This is a genomic window from Barnesiella sp. CU968 (assembly GCF_905219685.1).
Lineage (GTDB): Bacteria > Bacteroidota > Bacteroidia > Bacteroidales > Muribaculaceae > Lepagella > Lepagella muris_A.
The window spans coordinates 1-20,633 of the sequence record NZ_CAJMXD010000010.1 but is presented as its reverse complement, the minus strand read 5'-3'; the positions used below and the strand labels follow the sequence as shown (position 1 = coordinate 20,633).

At 48.5% G+C, this 20,633-nt stretch carries 17 protein-coding genes and 1 tRNA gene; 5 read left to right on the top strand and 13 right to left on the bottom strand.

Translation table 11 applies throughout. From position 1 onward, the window contains the following. Positions 1 to 70: 70 nt before the first annotated feature. Positions 71 to 2,515, top strand: a complete 2,445-nt coding sequence (locus JX312_RS00995; protein ID WP_204456618.1) for a C10 family peptidase — start codon at positions 71 to 73, stop codon at positions 2,513 to 2,515. A gap of 114 nt (positions 2,516 to 2,629) precedes the next feature. On the opposite strand, the gene JX312_RS00990 is transcribed toward JX312_RS00995, so the two are convergent. The 6 genes from JX312_RS00990 to dacB all read right to left on the bottom strand — a co-directional run bounded on the left by JX312_RS00990 (position 2,630) and on the right by dacB (position 8,479). Then, positions 2,630 to 3,115, bottom strand: a complete 486-nt coding sequence (locus tag JX312_RS00990) for a hypothetical protein (RefSeq protein WP_123403463.1) — start codon at positions 3,113 to 3,115, stop codon at positions 2,630 to 2,632. Continuing rightward, positions 3,112 to 5,019, bottom strand: coding sequence for a glycoside hydrolase family 13 protein (locus tag JX312_RS00985; protein ID WP_124096527.1), 1,908 nt, complete (start codon positions 5,017 to 5,019; stop codon positions 3,112 to 3,114). The genes JX312_RS00990 and JX312_RS00985 overlap by 4 nt, the downstream gene beginning before the upstream one ends. Positions 5,020 to 5,040: 21 nt before the next feature. Then, positions 5,041 to 5,904: a hypothetical protein gene (locus tag JX312_RS00980; RefSeq protein ID WP_124029939.1), complete on the bottom strand. Its 864-nt coding sequence runs from the start codon at positions 5,902 to 5,904 to the stop codon at positions 5,041 to 5,043. A 73-nt stretch (positions 5,905 to 5,977) separates the two neighbouring features. After that, positions 5,978 to 6,649, bottom strand: coding sequence for a 16S rRNA (cytidine(1402)-2'-O)-methyltransferase (gene rsmI, locus JX312_RS00975; RefSeq protein ID WP_128707614.1), 672 nt, complete (start codon positions 6,647 to 6,649; stop codon positions 5,978 to 5,980). Beyond that, complete coding sequence (locus JX312_RS00970) at positions 6,646 to 7,203, bottom strand: hypothetical protein (protein ID WP_204456615.1); 558 nt, start codon at positions 7,201 to 7,203, stop codon at positions 6,646 to 6,648. Before JX312_RS00970 ends, rsmI begins: the two co-directional genes overlap by 4 nt. 73 nt (positions 7,204 to 7,276) lie before the next feature. Beyond that, positions 7,277 to 8,479 carry a D-alanyl-D-alanine carboxypeptidase/D-alanyl-D-alanine-endopeptidase gene (dacB, locus tag JX312_RS00965; protein ID WP_124029938.1) on the bottom strand — a complete coding sequence of 401 codons (1,203 nt, stop codon included), beginning with the start codon at positions 8,477 to 8,479 and terminating at the stop codon, positions 7,277 to 7,279. Positions 8,480 to 8,552: 73 nt separating this feature from the next. Between dacB and JX312_RS00960 the strand changes: the two genes are divergently transcribed. Then, entirely contained in the window at positions 8,553 to 9,665 is a 1,113-nt protein-coding gene (locus tag JX312_RS00960) for an AI-2E family transporter (protein ID WP_123403476.1), read from the top strand. Positions 9,666 to 9,704: 39 nt separating this feature from the next. Then, positions 9,705 to 12,038: a cation:proton antiporter gene (locus JX312_RS00955; RefSeq protein ID WP_124096529.1), complete on the top strand. Its 2,334-nt coding sequence runs from the start codon at positions 9,705 to 9,707 to the stop codon at positions 12,036 to 12,038. A 57-nt stretch (positions 12,039 to 12,095) separates the two neighbouring features. Here JX312_RS00955 and JX312_RS00950 read toward each other — a convergent pair whose 3' ends face one another. The 4 genes from JX312_RS00950 to JX312_RS00935 all read right to left on the bottom strand — a co-directional run bounded on the left by JX312_RS00950 (position 12,096) and on the right by JX312_RS00935 (position 16,538). Then, a complete protein-coding gene (locus JX312_RS00950) occupies positions 12,096 to 14,066 on the bottom strand; it encodes a cation:proton antiporter (protein ID WP_172471222.1) in 1,971 nt (656 codons plus the stop codon). Between the two features lie 107 nt (positions 14,067 to 14,173). Then, positions 14,174 to 14,941, bottom strand: a complete 768-nt coding sequence (locus JX312_RS00945) for a TatD family hydrolase (RefSeq protein ID WP_204456613.1) — start codon at positions 14,939 to 14,941, stop codon at positions 14,174 to 14,176. Further along, a complete protein-coding gene (locus tag JX312_RS00940; protein ID WP_204456612.1) occupies positions 14,938 to 15,906 on the bottom strand; it encodes a polyprenyl synthetase family protein in 969 nt (322 codons plus the stop codon). The genes JX312_RS00945 and JX312_RS00940 overlap by 4 nt, the downstream gene beginning before the upstream one ends. 41 nt (positions 15,907 to 15,947) lie before the next feature. After that, positions 15,948 to 16,538, bottom strand: a complete 591-nt coding sequence (locus tag JX312_RS00935) for a hypothetical protein (protein WP_124029933.1) — start codon at positions 16,536 to 16,538, stop codon at positions 15,948 to 15,950. A 158-nt stretch (positions 16,539 to 16,696) separates the two neighbouring features. Between JX312_RS00935 and JX312_RS00930 the strand changes: the two genes are divergently transcribed. Continuing rightward, positions 16,697 to 16,784: transfer RNA gene (locus JX312_RS00930), tRNA-Ser, on the top strand. A gap of 552 nt (positions 16,785 to 17,336) precedes the next feature. After that, positions 17,337 to 18,377, top strand: coding sequence for a DUF6624 domain-containing protein (locus JX312_RS00925; RefSeq protein WP_204456610.1), 1,041 nt, complete (start codon positions 17,337 to 17,339; stop codon positions 18,375 to 18,377). A 636-nt stretch (positions 18,378 to 19,013) separates the two neighbouring features. Here JX312_RS00925 and JX312_RS00920 read toward each other — a convergent pair. The 3 genes from JX312_RS00920 to JX312_RS00910 form a co-directional block, all read right to left on the bottom strand. Further along, a complete protein-coding gene (locus tag JX312_RS00920) occupies positions 19,014 to 19,178 on the bottom strand; it encodes a hypothetical protein (RefSeq protein WP_204456608.1) in 165 nt (54 codons plus the stop codon). A gap of 118 nt (positions 19,179 to 19,296) precedes the next feature. Then, complete coding sequence (locus JX312_RS00915; protein WP_204456606.1) at positions 19,297 to 20,091, bottom strand: RNA methyltransferase; 795 nt, start codon at positions 20,089 to 20,091, stop codon at positions 19,297 to 19,299. A gap of 2 nt (positions 20,092 to 20,093) precedes the next feature. Next, on the bottom strand, positions 20,094 to 20,633 hold a 540-nt coding region (locus tag JX312_RS00910), incomplete at its 5' end, for a C69 family dipeptidase (RefSeq protein WP_204456604.1).

Below are 20,633 nucleotides of genomic sequence, written 5' to 3'. Positions count from 1 at the left end.
ATTGATTTCGNTGCCATAAAATTTTTAATCAATAAAATTTAGACAAGCTCTAAGAAAATATTAAAACTATATGAAGAGAATTACATCACTTGCAATCATGTCGGCAACGACACTCGCATTGCTAGCCGCCCCACTCACTCCGGAGCAGGCTTTAAAACGTGTGCAAGGCAACAGCGCATTGAAGATGCCCTCGAAATCAGGGATCTCAATGAAACTTAGCTTCTCAATGCAAACACAGAAAGGGGAACCGGCTGTATACATATTCGACCGTCCGGCTTCATCAGGGTATTTGATCGTCAGCGCGGACGATACCGCCACTCCCCTGCTCGGATATGCAGACTCCGGCAGCTTCGACGCCAACAACATGCCCCCTCAGCTCGAATGGTGGCTATCGGAATATGCCTCGCAAATCGACTATGCATCGGCAAACGGAATTAAAAACACTTATGCCCCCATTGCCAATAAAAAGGAGATTGCTCCGCTCGTAAAAACCAAATGGAATCAAGGAACTCCATATAATAATCTGTGTCCTTCCGTAAACAACATAAAATGTCCTTCGGGATGCGTGGCAACGGCAATGGCTCAGGTAATGAAGTTTTGGAATTATCCTGAAGTGGGCACAGGAAGGGTCACTGCAACATTACCATCGGGAGGTACTGGAGAAGGGTTCATAAACCTCGCTCAAAAACCTTTCGACTGGAACAACATGATCGATTCATATTCGGGATATGACTACACCAACGAACAGGGAAACGCAGTGGCAACCCTGATGCAGGCAGCAGGATATGCGGCAAAGATGAACTATGCACCGGGCGGCTCTGGAGCATTGAGCATAAACGCGGCAATATCACTGTCAAAAAATTTCAAATACAACCCGAACATTCAATACCTGCAACGCCTCTATTTCAATGCATCTGAATGGAACGAAATCGTTTATAACGAGCTTGCTGCCGGACGCCCCATTCTTTATGGAGGTCAATCAACATCCGTTGGTCATGAATTTGTCTGTGACGGATATGACGGAAACGGATATTTCCATTTCAATTGGGGATGGGGAGGTATGTCAGACGGATATTTCATCCTTGACGCCCTTAACCCTAACTCTGTAGGAACCGGTGGTGGCGCAGGCGGAGGATATAACTCAAGACAGGACATAATAATAGGGATTCAACCCTCTTCTGTAGAAACTGACGTTTATCTAACACAGTTCGGCAACCTTTCAGCATCGGCAAGCGGATCAAACATTAGCCTTGCCTTGAACTATAACGGCAATGTCGGCAATTGGGTAAATGCCGGAATCTCTGCAGTCAAAGTAAGAATGGGGGCAGAAATCGTATCTGTTGACAATCCTGAAATCAAACCTCAATATGTGAGACTCTTCTCGAATGACATTGACATTCCGGCACTGACTTTGAACGGATACAATATCTCATATCAGGGTATAAAAGGGAATGCAACAGTCTCCATCCCTTCAATTTTACCTAACGGCAAATATAAAGTTACTGTCTGCACACAAGATGCAAACAAGACAGACGCACCTTGGACTCCGGTTTGCACAACCAACGGAGCGTACAATTTCGTATACGTAACGAAAAACGGAAACAGCTGTTCAGTTGAAAATTTCAACGAGACGGAACTCTCGATTGTATCGGCGGAACCGACAACTCAGGTTTATTATGAGAATGCATGCCGGTTCAGACTGTCGGTAAAAAACAATTCCAATCTCGAACTTTCAGGAGGCTTCTATCCTGTGCTCTACGATGGAAACACTCCGGCTTTTCTCGGAGAGGGAATAACAATGAGTCTTGCACCGGGTGAAAGCGACAATGTGGAATTTGTAACCACATTCGAACTTCTTAATGGAGTCTCCGCTCCAACGGAGACGAAAGAATATACACTTCGGTTCAGCAAGAACGCAAGCGGCTCGGCGTTTTACAACTGGAGCAAGCCCCTGTCAATGGGACTGCTTCTTAGAGCTCCGTCATTCAATACGTCAAATTACTGCATAGAAGGCGCTCCGACAAGAGAGGAGACTATCAACGGACAGACACGCACGGCATTCGTTGTTCCGGATCCGTCTGAGATTCCATTCGCCGCGACAATAACCAACACCGGCACTTTCTTCGGCTCGCCTGTCTATACCCTGATTTTCAACTCCACATTAAGCGGATTCAATCTCACTTCGCTTGCCATGGGTCCGACAGCCATTCTCAACAGAGGCGAATCCGCGACGGTCACGGGGTCTGCAGACTTCACCGAAGCAGAGGACGGAGAAGCTTACGCCGCAGCATTATTCTACATAAACGGGGGTAAGCTGACGCAGCATAATGGAAGCCAGATACTATACTTCATTGTGGATTCCACAGCCTCGGCTGTCAATGATATCGAATCTGACAATACCACATCAGACAATGAAATATACAATCTTCAGGGCATTCCTGTAGGGAAAGACATAAACTCGCTTCCCGCCGGAATATACATCAGAAACGGCAAGAAAATTCTTAAGAGACATTGACCTTTCCCCTTCGACTCCAGTTTCTCAAAGGGGCGACGCAAAAGGTTTATCAAATAAAGACAGGGAGCGTTTCGCTCCCTGTCTTTATTTGATAAACTGACTTTCTCATTCGCTCTATCTTCGGATAATCACCGGATTACCACCCAGACCGATATATGGATATGATGGATTCTCTTTGCGGAAACGGGCTATGAACGCACGGGTATCATCCATGCTGTCGAAGCTGCCGGCTATGATATACCATTTGTCTTCCAGCGCACGCGCCGCACGGGCATCGTACCCTTTCTCCGAAAGCATCAAGGCTCCCGCACGTGCGTTGGTATTCATTTTAAAAACTGCAACAGCGACATTGAGCTGTTTCAGAGGAGAGACTCCGTCATCCACACGCAGAATCTCGTTGACAAAATACAATGTGTCGCCATCCACGACCTTAGCGCGGGGCGCGTCTTCGGATATGAGTCCGTCTGCCGCCAGCGATTCGCTTACCTTCTCCCTTTTGCCTACCGCGACATCATAAGCCTCTCGGTAATTCTTCTCGGTAGGCTTGCAGGAGACAAGAGCTATGGCGGCAACAGCCGCCAGCAACAATATCTTTTTCATGGCACAAGAATGCGAATCTCACGTGGTTTGAAACTATATCTGCGGTTCTGCGTCACAGGCACGATTCTCTCTCCCGTCAGAATGTCTGTATAACTCTTACCCTCGGGGATAATCTCAAGATAACGTGTCATGTCAACATCGTTTGTCTCGTCAGTGCCGTTAAGCATGATCACCGCGACATCATCGCCAGAGCGGCGTTCATACAGATAGACTCCGTTGGTAGGCATGAAATGCTTCATCCCCCCCTCTCCTATCGCCTTGCTTCCTCTCCGCCATCCGCACAGACGCGATATGAAATCGAAAGCCTCGTTCTGCAGTTCTGTCCTGCCTTCTCTTGAAAAGACATTGACTTTGTCGCCGGGGAAGCCTCCGGGCATATCCTTGCGCACGTTGCCGTCGCCCCCTTCCCTTGTGCCGTGCATCAGCAGTTCCGTGCCGTAATACAGCTGCGGGATGCCGGGAACAGTCAACAGCACTGTCAATGCCTGCTTCCACTGGTCGAGAGTCTCCGGCTCGGTAAGAATGAAACGTTCAGTGTCGTGATTGTCAAGGAAACGGAGCACATTCATCGGATCCGGATAAACATAATCAAGCGCGAGGTGGTCATAGATTGTGTTGAGACCGTTCCAGGGATCCGTCTTCGCCTTGAACGGCGCCATGTCACGGCACTTTATCATGAACGGAAAATCCATCACCACGGGAAGATTTGTGTCGGGATTTCTCTTTGAGGCAAGCGGCGAGCCTTTCTGCCAGAATGCCTCTCCTGCTGTCTCTCCGAACCAGCATTCACCCACTATATTGAAGTCCGGATACTCGGCAATAACCTCGGAAATCCATCTTGCCATCTCTTTCTCATCGGCATAGGGATAGGTATCCATACGGATGCCGTCGATCTGCGACTCCTCTATCCACCAGACGGAATTCTGGATCAGATACTTCATTAAGTGCGGATTCCGCTGGTTGAGATCCGGCATCTCGGCTACAAACCAGCCGTCTTGCGTGAGCTTGCGGTCATAATCAGTGGCATATGGGTCAGTAATGGTGGAAAGGCGGTAATTTGTCTGAACATAACCGTCTGGGAAATTGAACCAGTCTTTCGAAGGTCTGTCTTCAAACCAGGGATGTCCGGAACCGCAATGATTGAAGATCATGTCCATCACAGTCTTTATCCCGTTGTCATGAAGTTTCTCCACGAGCGCGGAATACTGACTGTTGCTTCCGAAACGTGGATCGACCTTGTAATAATCGGTAGTGGCATAACCGTGATAGCTGCCACCTTTCATATCGTTCTCAAGAACCGGATTCAGCCACACGGCGGTTATGCCGAGAGAATCGAGATAATCGACATGACTGGAGATTCCGGCAAGGTCTCCGCCGTGACGGGTGTTGGGATTATCACGGTCTACCTTCACATGATGACGCAATTCCGCCACATCGTTTATGCTTTCATCGCCGCAGGCGAACCGGTCGGGCATAATCATATACAGCACATCTCCGGCGGTAAATCCTTTCGCACCTTTCTGAGCCTTGCGGGCGCGCAGTTCGAATTCTTTTACAACCTTGCGTTTACCCTCGCGCCATTCGAGTTTCATGATCCCCGGCTGAGCTTCGGGCGATACGGTAAGGTATACATACTGCCAGTTCGGCGAGCCGTCGAGTCTGACAACAGAATCAACGGTAACTCCGGGATAGGTCAGTGAGAAATCCGCCGGGCGCACGTCACGCCCATGAATCTGCAACTGCAAGGTGGTGTCGCGCATGCCTGCCCACCAGTGCGGCGGATGAATCTCATCCACTGTGAAAGATGCAGCCGAAGCCGATAATGCTCCGCCTGCAATAAAGCAGAAAAGGCCGCGGCACTTGCACCGCGACCTGCTGATAGAATATCTTTTAAATCTCTTCATTGAAAAAATATTATGTTCAGACTAATCCACCTGGATGACAAGATGAGTTGTCAGGCTCCAGAATTTGGCGGGATCGGTAATCTGGATTGTCTTCGGACCATCCTTCTCGCCGGTGATCTGATAGCTGCCGGCAGGCATGTTGCTCCAGATCTTCACTTTCTTAGAGTTCGTAGGAATGGAGCTGAGCGTGCGCTTGTCGGCTGTCACGAAATATGACGCATCAAAATTCCCTTTCAATACCTTAGTCGCACCAAGGAATTTTTTCTCCAGCAGACCCTTTTCCTTAAGGTTTTTATTTGTGCCGATTGCATAATAGACTTTGTTCGCCTCATTCTCGGCGGCGACAGCCTGCGCCTGAGCCTCCTCTTTCGCAGCAGTCTCTGTCTTTACCTGTTCCTGACCTTCGGCAACCTGAGTGTTCAGAGTCTCGATCTGACCTTTTGCCGCAGCAAGGTCACTCTCGAGCTGTGCGATTTTCTTATCCTGCGAAGCGATACGCTCCTTGAGCTGCTTGATTGTCTTTGACATTACGCTGTTCTCGTTGCCCGATGTCTTGATTTTCTCTTCCATGGAAGTGAGAAGAGCCTTGTTGGCTGCAAGACGAGCCTTGATTGAAGCGAGGTTCTGACGGATTTCGGCACGACGGTCGCCGTTCTCGCTGTTGCCCATATTATAAAGCAGACCCTCCTGCATGTTGATGGAATCCAACCCGGTGTAGATGTCTCCCATGAGCAACATAAGAGAGTCGTTGAACGTGGCTGCTTCCTGATATTCGGCTGTCAGATCTGCGATACGGATTGAATCCTCGTCAATCTTTTTCTGATTGCCTGAGCATGATGCCAAAAGCATGGCTCCCATTCCAAGAAATAAAACGCTTTTCTTCATAATCGTATAGTTTATAGTTAAATTTCACTTCAGAAAGTTCCGACTGCCGGAATGCGTATGATCAGCATTGCATTCAGCAGCCTTCAATCACTATAACAATTTCACCCTTCGTTTGGTTCACGGAATAATATTCAAAAAGTTCACCAAGGGTGCCTTTTTTTATTGTTTCATGCATTTTAGAGATCTCACGACACACCGCCGCCGGTCTGTCGGCACCGAATGCCGACACGATCTGCCCCAGTGTTCTGCCAAGGCGCAGAGGAGACTCATAGATAATTACAGTACGCGGATCTGCGGCAAGTTCCGCCAGACGCGTCTGACGCCCTTTCTTGACCGGCAGAAATCCTTCAAACACAAACCTGTCGCATGGCAGTCCTGAAGAGACGAGTGCCGGCACAAATGCTGTGGCTCCCGGAAGACATTCCACATCCACACCAAGCCGGCGACAGGCACGCGACAGCATGAACCCCGGGTCGGAGATGCCGGGGGTACCGGCATCGGAGATCAGAGCCACCACATCTCCGGCCTCTATCCGGGCGGCGATAGCGTCGCAGGTCTGATGCTCGTTGAATTTGTGATGGCTGTGCATAGGAGTGGAAATCTCAAAATGCTTCAACAGTTTTCCTGAGGTGCGTGTGTCTTCGGCAAGGATATAATCAACCTCTTTAAGCACTCTCAGAGCCCGCAGCGTTATATCTTCGAGATTTCCCACGGGTGTGGGCACAATATAGAGTTTTCCGCTCATGACTCGAAATAGCCTCTGATTATCTCCATGAATCCGATGACTTCCGGATTTTCCTCATTCCACCCGAGTTCTCCTATAAAATATTCCTCGGCTTCGTCATAGCTGTCCATTGCCGCCACTGCATTCATGGCGGAAGAAAATTCAGCATCCGAATTGGAAAAAAGCTCACGCTTGAAACGGAATCTGTCGTTGAGGCAGAACGCCGGCTTGTCAAGCTTGGGCTTCCTGAACTCCTGAGCCACCGCATCCTCCACTTTTTCCGGTATCCCCTGTTTCTCCGCCGGTGCCGACACCCGCTGTTCTGACTGCGGTTCGAATTGCGGTTCCACCGATATTTCTTCCTGCGGTTCAACAGGTGTCCCTTCCTGCGGTTCAACAGGTGTCTCTTCCTGCTGTTTTTCCGGTGTTTCTCCGGAATCGAGCAATGTCCTGATTCGGGACACGATCAGCGGTTCAAGCTCGGGAATCTTGTCTTCCCGAAGCTGCGCAAGTTCGAGAAGTCCCTCAATTTCGTAAATTTTGTCTTTAAGACCCTTGATGTCGTCTATATTCATATCTCTATCTTAGATTCATATATTCAGTTGAAATAGTCACAAAGCCGCACTCTGTAAAAACACGAGAACCACGTTACTGTTCAAAAACCGTGAGCAAAGCTTTCTTTAACCCTTCGCGCGCGGCAGTGCGGTTTGTCATCTCGTTCATCATGACCACTATTATGTGTGTGGGCGCGTAATTGTCGTCGAGCTTATATCCGGCATAACATTGAATTCCTTTCATACTGCCTGTCTTCAACGCAACGTAACCCTCCAGAGGAGTTTCGGCAAGAAAACTGCGCAACGTACCTTCCTGACCGGCAAGTGGAAAGAAGGAGGCATAATAAGGATTCTCGGACCTTTCTGCCAGCACATGAGCCATAAATCGCGCCGTAACTCGGTTCTGCCGCGAAAGTCCGGATCCGTCAACTATGTTCACGCCTTGCATAGGGGCTTTCTGTTTCTTCCAGTATTCCGACTCCTGAGCCGCCGCATCGGAGACGGAGCCTTTGCCGCCGTCTGCCACGGCATAAGATCGCAACAGAGCCTCGGCATACTGGTTGTCGCTTCGCATCATGCAGGAACGCATTATCTCGTCAAGCGGAACAGATTCATGATCAAGAATGAGTTCGCGCTCCCCTTCACGCACAGACTCACCCTCCACTACAATTCCGTTACGCTCAAGAGCCGCTTGCAGACGCGTGTCAAAAACAGCAGCCGGATTTGAAACCGAACGGCTGCCTGAAGCGTTATCCTCAAAGTTGAGTCCATGAGAACCGGTGCCGTATGCATGCGGGAGATCTCCCGACATCCATGACGGAGGCACAGCCGGTCCGCTCCATACGTCCTCGTCAACGACTATCCTGCCGGCAATCGAGCGCACCCCGCGCTCCGTCAAGGCGGCTGCGATCTGTGAGCATATGTCTTTATTCCCCTCCACATGCCGGGAATTCAGCGATGGATCGCCACTACCGACTATGATCAGATTCCCGTCGAGAATCCCGTCGCGCACAGTGCCGGCAGCATAGACCTCAGTATGGAAACGGGCATCTTCATCAAGCCGAGAGAGGAGCGTAGCCGTGGTGACGCACTTCATGATCGAGGCGGGAATCAGCGGAATGTCTGCGTTCATTTCAAGAACCGTCTCTCCGGTGGAGAGATCGATGACAAGCATCGATGAACTGCCGGCATTCACACCGCGTGTCTGGCTGAAGTCCTCCACTATATCAGCCCGGGTTTGCAGACAGCAGAGAAGCGGAAGCAAGAAAAGCAATATCTGAAGCATTACTGTTTTCATATTACAAAATTAACTCTTCTTGCTTCCACTTACAAATCTTTTTACTAATTTTGACTTATGAATAATTTGACTTATGAATAATTACGAACGACGACCTTACACTTTCGACAGGGTGGTCCGCATCCTGTTCTCGGTATGCGCACTCTTAGCCACATTATACCTTCTTTCCATTCTCAAGGGAGTTCTGCTGCCTTTCCTTGTGGCAAGCCTGATCGCCTACATGCTTGAACCCGTAGTGAAATGGAACCAGAAATGGATGCGCACTTCCAACCGCTTCCTTCCAGTAATGGCGACTCTGCTTGAGACTTGCGTGATCGGAGGGGGATTCTGCGCTATTTTCTTCCCTTATCTGATCTCTGAATGCGCACAGATGACAGACATGGTGAAAACCTATGCTACCAAACAGATCGACATTCCCTTCATCTCGGAAAACATACATCAGTTCATACGAGACAACATCGATTTAAACCAGCTCTCGAAACTGCTGTCGCAGGAGCAGTGGGAGAAACTGATCAAGACAAGCATCTCCTCTTCGTGGAGCTTTCTAAGTTCGGGCTTTGCACTGATTGTCGGAATTGTCAGCTGGTTCGTGGTGATTCTATACGTAATTTTCATCATGCTCGACTATGAGAAACTCACCTTGAGTTTCCGCCAGCTTGTGCCTCACAGCCACCGCCGCCGGGTTTTCCGCATATTCGAAGATATCAAGAACGCTATGAACTGCTATTTCCGCGGACAATTCATAATAGCTTTCACTGTAGGCATACTCTTCTCCATCGGTTTCCTCATAATAGGATTGCCGATGGGTGTGGTGCTCGGACTGTTCATCGGCATGCTCAACATGGTGCCCTATCTACAGCTCATATCGCTGCCGATCACCGCATTGCTGTGTCTTGTATGGACAGTTAGCACAGGCGGCGACTTCTGGCTGATTTTCTGGGAAGCGATGGCTGTATACGTCATAGTGCAGTGCATTCAGGATCTCATCCTTACACCTAAAATAATGGGTAAGGCGATGGGGCTGAACCCCGCGATAATTCTCCTGTCTCTCTCGATATGGGGAAGCCTTCTGGGTTTCATGGGGCTGATAATCGCATTGCCGCTGACAACGCTCGTCCTTTCTTACTATAACCTTTATGTAATCCAGCGCATACAACAGAAACAGGCTACTAAAGAACAATCCTGATTACTTCCAATCCTTTCATCCGAAAACATAAGACTTGAAATGACCGATATACCCGTATCCGCCGAATATGCGTCTCTGACTCAGGAAACTGTCGGAGAACTGACTCAGAAAGTCTCCACTGAAATAAACCCTTCGGCGGAGACTCCACGCTCTGAAGAAGACCACACCAACGGACTCATTGCGGATCTTGCATGGATTCTGCTTCTCGGTGCCATTGTGACTCTTCTTTTCAAAAAAATGAAACAACCGGTAGTGCTCGGTTATATACTTGCGGGTTTTCTGGCAAGTCCTAAATTCGAGTATCTTCCTTCCATCTCGAATCTGGATAACATATCTTTCTGGGCAGACCTGGGAATCGTGGTGCTTATGTTTTCCATCGGTCTTGAATTTTCTTTCAAGAAACTGATGAACTCAGGTTCTTCAGCCATTGTGACGGCACTGATAATCATAACCGGAATGACGTTTGCCGGATTCGGAGTCGGCTACATACTCGGTCTCAACACCATCAACTGCATCTTCCTCGGCGGCATGATCTCGATGTCATCAACCACCATTATCATGAAATCGCTCGATGACCTCGGACTCAGGCAAAAGAAATTCGCATCGCTGGTGCTTGCGGTGCTGATCATCGAAGACCTCTTCGCTGTTCTTATGCTCGTTCTGCTGTCATCGCTGGCAATGGGCGATGTCAAGGGCATCGAACTCCTATACTCTATCGGCAAGCTGATATTCTTCCTCATAATCTGGTTTCTTGTCGGCGTCTATGTCATTCCTACATTCCTGACGAAAATGAGAAGCTACCTCAACGACGAGACTCTGCTTGTCGTTGCAATGGGATTGTGCTTCTCCATGGCGGTGTTCAGCGTGACATGCGGTTTCTCGCTTGAACTGGGGGCGTTCGTGATGGGATCCATCCTTGCCGGCACTGTCATGGCGGAAAGGATGGAAAGAGTTATCGGACCGGTGAAAAACCTGTTCGGCTCTGTTTTCTTCATCTCCGTGGGCATGATGGTCGATCCGCACGTGCTGACACAATACTGGTGGGAAATTCTCATCCTTGCATTAGTGGTCATAACAGGCATGATCATATTCGGCACCCTCGGCATGCTGGTGACGGGGCAAAACCTGAAAGTGGCAATGGAAAGCGGTTTCACACTGACGCAGGTCGGCGAGTTCTCATTCATCATCGCGTCGCTCGGTATGAGTCTCGGAGTGCTCAATGAGTCGCTTTACCCGATAATCGTCGCAGTCTCGGTGCTTACCATCTTCACTACCCCGTACTTCATAAAGATGGCTGACGGAGCATATGCCGGTGTGGAAAAACATCTTCCCCGTGGACTCAACTTCCTCATATCGAGATATTCAAAACAGGTTGTGGATTCCAATGAGACAAAACAGCTCTGGATTGCCATAATCAAACGGTATGTATGGCGCATTCTGCTTTACTCTGTAATTCTGCTTGCCGAGATACTCTTCTCCCGCACTTTCCTTTTCCCCTTGATGGAGGATTACATTCCCCGTTGGGGACATCTCGCAGCTACGGTCATAACCATAGCCGGAATGTTGCCGTTTCTTGTGGCAATGAGTTTCAGCACCACAAAACCGGACGAAAGGATACGCCTGCACAGGTCTGCCAGTTTTTATGACGTTCCGCTGGTAGCGATGCGGATAGTCAGATATCTTCTGGCTCTTTTCTTCATCACTTATTTCACGACTCTCGCATACTCGTCGATAACAGGATGGCTTGTCGGCGGCGGATGCTTCATCCTTATCATGGTCTTCGCTTCTACAAAACTGATGCAGAGATACAACCGTATGGAGGAAAGATTCATGAACAACCTCAACAGCCGCGAGAACACCCGTCTCGGCACAAACAACAATCTTGTGGACGACATGCACCAGGCATACATACAGATCGGACAGTGCGCTCCGTTTGTCGGCGACAAAATCAAAGATTCCAGACTGCGCGATGACTATGGAGTGAGCATATCGAGCATTCAGCGCGGTGACGACTATATGCCTCTCCCCTCGCCGATGGCACGTATATTTCCCGGTGATATTCTCGGGGTGATCGGAAGCGATGACCAGCTCAAGAAACTCAACGAGGATATAGAGGCATTCGAACAGGCATGCTGTTCGGTGGCTCCCACACAACACAAGGCTGAACTCAAAAGCATACGTCTCACTGACAGCTCGCCTATCGTAGGAATGCCGCTGGGCAAGACCAACATCCAGAAAGATTACTATTCCATGATTGTGAAAGTGCAGAGAGGTGAAGACGAATTCATTCAGCCCGGCGCGGATATGGTGCTTCGCCCCGGAGACGCGATATGGGTTGTCGGCGACCCGGATTATTTCGACAAAATGAGATAATGACAGTCGCAGCTCACGCTCCCCGCCTGTCGCAATACTGTATCGGATACACTGTTCTCAATATTGTCTCGGGTATATTACAAGGAGATTGTGGCGGGTGAAATGCCTGCCCAAGAAAACAGGAAGGCTCTCGAGATCCGAGCTGTAAGAAATTGACCCTTTGCGTGCGGCAACCACTATCAGCAGGTCATCCTCCTCCACTTCTGATGACAACAGAATAAAATCATCCCATGTATCCATCGTGCGATAGTCATGTCTGACCTCGAATCCCCCTTCGTTGATGACATTGCGGATAAATTCAGCTGTGGCAGGATAAGCGATAAAGACAAGACGTGCGGCGACCTGCGCTCCGAGATTTGCCACCCGCATCACCCATAGTTTGAAACCTGTCTCAAACTCTGCTTTTTCGGGCACGGCAACGATAATACGGCTGACGGTGTCTACAGGAATGAAACAACGCGACATGAGTATCATCTTGTTTGTCGCCTTCAGCAACTGTTCTATCATGGCGCCGTAAAATGTATCCACTACATTTGACTTGCGGTGAAGACCGATAACAAGCTCCGTAGCCCTTTCCTCATGCCCTACATTCGTAAGTCCGGAAACGACATTGAGATCAAACCGTTCGATAGTCTTTATCTCCACATCCATTCCGTCGGCAACTGACACGGCGCTCTGCAGAGCGTTGCGACCCATCTGGGCGATGCGCGAATCGTCATTGCTGCGCACGAAAAGAGCCGTGATATGGTTTTTGTTTTCCGGTGCACGCATAAAAAGAGCCAGACGCATGATTCCTTCCGAGGTCACAGGATTGGCAACGGCGACAACCTGCCGGGCATATTCCCCGGGCACAAGCTCGTCATGGCTAAGTTCCTCGGCAGTGATACGCATCCTTATCTGCTTTCCCGCCCGCTCTGTGATTACTGTGGAGACAATGCAGCAGATAAGAATCATGACTACCGCTCCGTTCATGATATCTTCTGTAAGCAGACCATACTGAAAACCGATCATGGTGGCGGCAATGGTTGCCGCTGCCTTTCCCGATGTCAGACCGAACATCAGTCTGCGGTCGGCACCGTCGAGTCCGAAGAATCGTGACGCAATGAATGCTGCGAGCCATTTGGTAGACAACGCTACACCCGTCATGTTCAATGCTATCCAGGCAACGCCCCACCCCTTGAATATCACTCCTACGTTGATTAGCATTCCTACGCCTATGAGAAAATAGGGTATGAAGATGGCATTCCCTACAAATTTTATATTCTTCATAAGACCCGAACGTCCGGGAATCATCGGATTGAGTACAAGTCCCGCATAGAATGCCCCTAATATTGCTTCCAGTCCGATTATCTTGGCAAGAAGCGATGCGACAAACACAAGAGCGAGAATAAAGATATATTGAGTGATCGGATCATTGTTATGACCGAAAACGCGACGCGTCAGCCACGGGAAAGAATATCCGACCACAAACATATATATCACCATCAGGATTCCGAGTTTCCAGAGTTCCGCCATATCGAAACCGCCGTTTATCTTCACCGACACTACCTGGGCAAGCGTAAGAAGTGAAAGAAGGACAGCAACAATAGTGCCGAACACGGCAATCACCGCCGCCGGAACATTTGACAGCCCGAACTTGCTGACAACCGGATATGAAATAAGCGTATGGGACGCATACATCGAGGCTATAAGCACAGCCGTGGTCCAGCCCACGCCGAATGCATAGTGCGAGCCGAATATGCCTGCCGCCATTGGCAACGAAAACGACAGCAGACCGAATATGAGTCCTTTTTTAGATGATTTACGCAAATGGAACATGTCAATCTCCACAGCTGCAAGAAACATGATGTAGAGAATGCCGACCTCTCCGAATATCTTGAAACTCGTGTCGCGTTCAAGCAGATTCAATCCGTAAGGGCCGATCACGATACCGGCGATTATCATCCCCACAATCGAAGGTATCTTCAGCGGACGGAAAACCAACGGGCCCAGCAGTATCACCAAAAGCACTACCAGAAAAATTGCCACAGGCTGCTGTAACGGAAACGTTATCAAGTTATACTGTTTTTATAGGTTTGACAAAACTGTCTGTGAGGAGCGAATCATCGGCTCCGCAACTTATGCGTAAAATTCTGTTATTCTCCGAATATCTTCGAAGCGTTGGCATCAGTGATCCTTTCCACCTCGTCTGCCGGCATACCGAGCGTTGCCGCCACACAATCGCGGATCAGGGGTATGTACGCGCTTTCATTGCGTGTGCCCCGGTGCGGCACCGGAGCAAGATATGGCGCATCGGTCTCAAGCACCATCCTGTCTAAGCCTATTTCAGGCAATGCCTCACGCAACGCGGCGGCATTCTTGAATGTGACAACTCCGTTTATCCCGAAATAAGGATTGCAGATCTCGCGAATGCGCCTCACATCCTCCGTTCCCGAAGTGAAGCTATGGAAAACAAGTGTCGGCAATCTGTCTTCAAACCGACGCAGCACTTCAAGCGTTTCTTCCACTCCTTCACGACAATGTATAACCACTGGAAGCGAATACCGGCACGCCCATTCAAGCTGCCGTGCAAACGCCTCTTTCTGCGCTTCGATCCGGGAAGAATCCCAATGCTTGTCAATGCCTATCTCCCCTATGGCGGCAAAACCGCCTTCCTCAAGAAGGGACTCCATGCCGTCAAGGACCTCGCTCCAGTCATCTCCGACCTCCGTCGGATGCAATCCGAGCGAGACTTTAGTGCAGTCAGGAAACTTACGGTGAAGCGCCATCATGGCTTCGTGGGATTCCGGACTCACTCCCGGGAAAAGCATCCTGCTGACTCCGGCGGCAAGAGCACGCTCCACGACAGCGCACTCTTCGCCGGCAAATGCATCCATATACAGGTGTGTATGCGTGTCTGTCATCTCTTGCGTCCGGTAAGTTTGTCAAGAAGTTTACGGTAAGGCTCTTTTGCCTCGTCATCGATGTTTACCTTTTTAAGAGCGGCGAGCGCTTTCGACCCGTAACGCGCGACCTCTTTCTTGCACAACTCGGAGATTCCCATCTTTTCATACAGACGCGTAACAACCTTAACTTTCGTATCTCCGGAGGGAAGACGAAGCGCATCGCGCAAAGCGGTGCCATCGGCAGATGTGTCGGAAAGACCGCTTAGCATCAGAAACGATTTCTTATTGTTATTGATATCGCCCCCTATCGGCTTGCCGAATGTGTTGGAATCTCCGAACACATCCAGCCAGTCGTCTTGAATCTGGAAAGCGACACCGAGCATCATGCCATATTCATACATCCGTGCCGCGTCTTCATCGGACGCTCCCCCGATTATAGCGCCGATCATGGCGGACGCACCCAGCAACGCGCCTGTCTTGTCCATGATCATGCGTATGTAATCATCGATGGTCACATCTTCACGATTCTCGAAATCCATGTCAAGACACTGACCCTCGTACACACGTATTGCCATTGCATTGAACGCGTCAAGCACCTTGCGGAGATGTTCATCGGCAACACCGGATATGAGCTGTGTCGCAAGAGTGAGCATAGTGTCGCCGGAAAGAATCGCGGTGTTGACATCCCATTTGGCATGAACAGACGGACGGCCGCGACGAGTGTCGGAATTATCCATCACGTCATCATGCAGGAGTGTAAAATTATGATACATCTCAATACCCATCGCCGGACGCATAGCTGCCGTCGCATCACCGCCGAACGCATCGGCAGTCATCAACACGAGTGCCGGGCGAAGTCTCTTGCCTCCAGCCGACAGTGCATAGGATATGGGGTCATATAGAGAGGAAAGAACTCCCTGCGGAAATTCAAGTTCACGCAAAGACTTCTCGATCAAAGCAGAATACTCTGAAAATGATTTCATGTTATGTTATAATATTTACTCGTAGTNGTTATCTACAAAAATTATTCGTAATTGATAAAATTATCATATATGGCTTTCGGCATGTCTCTGCCGCTGTCTGCCTCAAGCACAGTACGGAAACCGATGATAAATCTTTTATAAGTATTGCTGTCGTTGCCACATGCCTGTTTGAAAGCCTTGAGTTCCCTCTTCACATCATCTACTGAAAGATTGTTCTCGCGCACTGACTGCATATACTCGAGACCCAGCTGCAGACCCAGACCCTGCGGATCCTCTACACCAGCCATTACATACATCCGCATCTTGTCCGCGAGAGGAAGAGAGGAAACGAAATTGTCATATTCATCGCCGAAACTGTCGAGATCATTCCCCGAATACTTCTCATAGGCATAACTTGTAGCGACACCCAGACTCTCTATGCCGGCACCCTTGACTTGTCCGAGAGCCGCACGGCATATGAAACGCGCCACAGAATCAGGCGTTGTGTTTTTCATGACATATGCCACACGTGCCGTATCTGGCAGCGCATTGAAATCCGCCGGGAATGATTCGCCGGCATCGCTTTTGCCACCCTTACAGGCAGCCAACACTGCGGCAACACCCGCGATGGCAATAAATAAAGACCTTCTCATAAACATAAATTTAGCGCAAAAGTAATAAAAAATCGGCAAAAAATTATGTCAATTCAGAGAAAAGCATTAACTTCGCGCTGTGATTTGAAATCATATCCGTTAAAGCAACAGATTTCGCTTTCAGGAGCGCTACTGACTGAAACGGCAATATCAACTTTGGAGTGATGCTCGAGTGGCTGAAGAGGCACGCCTGGAAAGCGTGTATACGCCAAAAGCGTATCGCGAGTTCGAATCTCGCTCACTCCGCAAAAGAGAGGAGCCAATCCTCTCTTTTTTATACTCTGTTTTTACTTCGGAGTAATACTCCGAATATTTTATATTAAAACTATGAATAATTTAAGGTTGTACTTAAGATATTTCAAACCGACACTTAAATATTAACACCTATTCAGTATCAATCTTCAAATCAAGTATTTAGCCAATCATGAATACTTTTATTCCGCGTCTCATATCGCCCAAAGTTGAGAAAGCTCACAAATATTATCCTGTAATAGTTATTACAGGCCCTCGGCAATCAGGTAAAAGCACCCTCTGCCGTAATCATGAAACCATACACTTTTGGGTATGGTACGCATGGAGTTATAGTTCTAATTTTGCAGCAGATTAAACCAAGATATTATGAACAATCTAATGAAGACACTTTTGATGTTGTCAATTCTATGGATAACATCGTGTTCGAGCCCGAAACCCATTACATTCTCTAATGAAAAATGGTCATTCTCCGAAGTCGTAGGTGATATTATAAACTCCGATTCTACTCTAAGGTTCAGCTTTGGGGCCCATGCCCTTAATCCCGCAATGACTCTCATCAGTTGTGCCGATTCTTTATCAATTCACAAGGATGCAAGAAAATATATTACCCGTATTCTGAAAGTCTGCGGTCTTGAAAATAGCACTGTATATTTCTATGCCCCACTGGAAAATACAATGTGGGTGGAGTTGCCAAAAAATTATCGTGATGTCAAGCCTGCTGCTGTTTCCTTTAATCTTAATGATTCCATTCCGGGAACCTCATGGGTATGGGATGATGATATACACGAAGGCGATAGAAAACCTTATGAAATCTATTCCAATACTTATAAAGATAAAAGGAATGATACTCTAATCGTTGTGGATAAATTGCATTATGGCTCAATACCTATGGCTTGCCTGCATATTTTCCAATCCACGACTCCTAAAACAACTTCAATGGGTTTTCAACCGTGGCATTGGACGAGCAAAGGCAATCTCCTTGACCATACTTATGATGATATTCTCGCTAACTGGATTGACAGTAGAAGGGATATTGTCTTTGACAATTACAGAGCTGGATTGCAAATTGAATATCGCAGGAAAACAAATGATATACGGGCTGAATTGGAAGAAATACTCAAATTGGATCAGGAACCCCGCAACAGAATTGTTACTGCTTGGCAGGAACATCCTCAGGACACCATTTTGCATCAGCAGATAGGCCGTGAAATATGGCATAATGACAGCATAAATCTTATACGGGTATGCGACATATTGGAGAACTACAATTTGGATTTTGGAGAGGAGAATGAAGTCCTTTGGGCTGTAATACAGCATAGTTCTCTTGAACTGCAACAAAAATATCTGCCTAAATTTATAGCAGCGGCACATAAAGGGAAAATCCGTGGCGAACTTATAGCAGTAATGGAGGATAGGATTGCCTGTTGGTCCGGCAAGTTGCAATTATATGGATCTCAAGGAAATATTGATAAAAATGGAGTATTTGTACCAGCTCCCATATTTGAACCTGAAAATGTTAATACGCGTAGAGCCTCAATGGGAATGTGTACATTACAAGAATACATCGATCTAATGAGTCGTCATTAAATACGCATCTATGACAAGCGAAGAAAAACGCCTTATATCAGACTGCCGAATAGCAGTCGTAGGAGCGACTGAGTTTATTGTCATTGCGGCAAACCATAGTGCGGGAAAAGTGTTAATATTTTGTGGAATGGAGTTTTATCATTAGCTTTGCATTCACAAAGGGTAGTTTCCTCTTTAACGAAATACTTCGAGTGCGAAAGCAACGATTTTAGAAACCGACAGTAGTCGATTGGAAAGAGCGGTACACACCGCTCTTTTTTCATATATATGCAATTTGAAAAAAGAGCCGCCCAGGAGAGCGACCCTTAAATAACCCGGTACTCGTCAATACGCTATTGCGGACGGCTGTACCGATAACGGCAGTGTTAGTGCCGATAAGCTGCGTGAGGCGTTGGGGCTTGTTAAAGTAAACTTTCTTCTTTGCCAGCTGTAATTTTTTGCGTAAATTCGCATCAAATAAGAAAACTTCAAAATCAAAAGGCAATGCTTAAACATTGGTATGTCTACATAATAATTGCAGTTGTAGCGGAGCTTCTGCTGTTGGTTTGCGACAAATACAAAATCATAAAGTCGAAGCCTCTACGATATTTTATCGTAATATTCGTTTCCGCTTTTATCTGCTTTGGTGCTTTCGACCTAATTGTCGGGGAATAGCGCATCGAACTCCAAATCAACTTCATCAAATTCGACATCTTCAATGTCGATAGTTTCCTTTCGGCATTTCTCAATCATGGCATAGATTTTATCGGCTATGTTGGGAATAGGCTCGATGCCGAGGACACGAGGATCATCGATAGCCATGAAAGGCTGAACGAGATCTTGCTGTCCTTACGCTTTTCAGCCATCTTATAAGTGGCGATAAGCATTTCGTTGGTGCGCCAACGGTGGAAGTCGCGAGAAGATGCGGTACGCGAATACGTCACCGGAGCTGCCAGAATGCGACTGCAGATGCGGCTGCCACATTCAGGGAATCAACACCCCGTGCCATCGGAATACGAACCACATAATCCGCACCCTCTATCACTTCACGGGAAAGACCGTCTCCTTCGGTGCCCATCACAACCGCCAACCTCGGCTCTGCCGCCAAATCAGGATTATCCAAGGATATCGATTTGTCTGTCAAAGCCATGGCGGCTGTCCGGAAACCAAATTCATGTAAACTCCAGAGAGGAGCATCCAGCCACGTCCAGGGCAGAAGAAATACCGAACCCATGGAGACACGGACTGCCCTCCTGTTCAAGGGATCGCAGGAACTACGCGTCAGCAGAGCGCCGTCTATGCCAAGTGCAGCCGCCGAGCGGAAAATAGCTCCTATATTGGTGGTATCCACAACTCCGTCAATTACCACGATCCTTCTTGCTCCACGACATATCTCACCGACGCTTCTCAGAACCGGACGACGCATGGCGCAAAGAACGCCACGCGTCAGTTTATAGCCGGTAAGCCGGGCAAGCAGCTCGCGGTCTCCGGTGTATACAGGTATGTCTCCGCAACGTCCGATAATGTCTGACGCATCACCAATTATATGCCTGGGTTCGCACAACAGAGATAACGGCTCATAGCCGGCATCCAGTGCCACTCTGATTACCTTAGGACTCTCTGCTATAAACAAACCCTTGTCGGGTTCGATACTATTGCGCAACTGCGCTTCGGTAAGAGAGCTGAAAACCTCGACACCCGGATGATCCAGCGTTGATATTTCAATTACAGGCATACTCAGAATCCTTTCCAGTTGTCTTTCCAATAGCGGCGGTTGAGTTCATCCCACCTGAGAACCGTCGCTCCAAAAAAATCACGTGTATATGATGTCAGTAATTCCGCCGCCTCTGCATCTTTTCCTTGAGCAAGAAGCTCTTTATAAAGATTCTCGACCATCGGCATCTCGCGTCTGCCTTTCATCAGGAAATAATCACGCGCAGGTTCCATACTTTTTCGCGCCACACCCCATCTCACTGTCGCCATCCGGTTGGGTTCGCGGAAATGCTGCAATGCGGCATCCTGACGCGGACGGTGCTGCCCGCATATCTTCAACATCTCCGGCAGGTCTGTTCCGCCTGCGAAAACCGGGAAACGGGGAGACTGTCCGGGGTTGTCAAGACAAATCCATGCCACACCACCCACGCCATCCGGCAGCCAGTCGCGACACTGGATGATTGTGGAATACGCACACCAGGAGACACTCACCGTGCGGATATTGTGCATCGTGCTGTCGCCCGTCGCCTCGTAAACGGCAATTTCGTGAGGACGCATCCACGG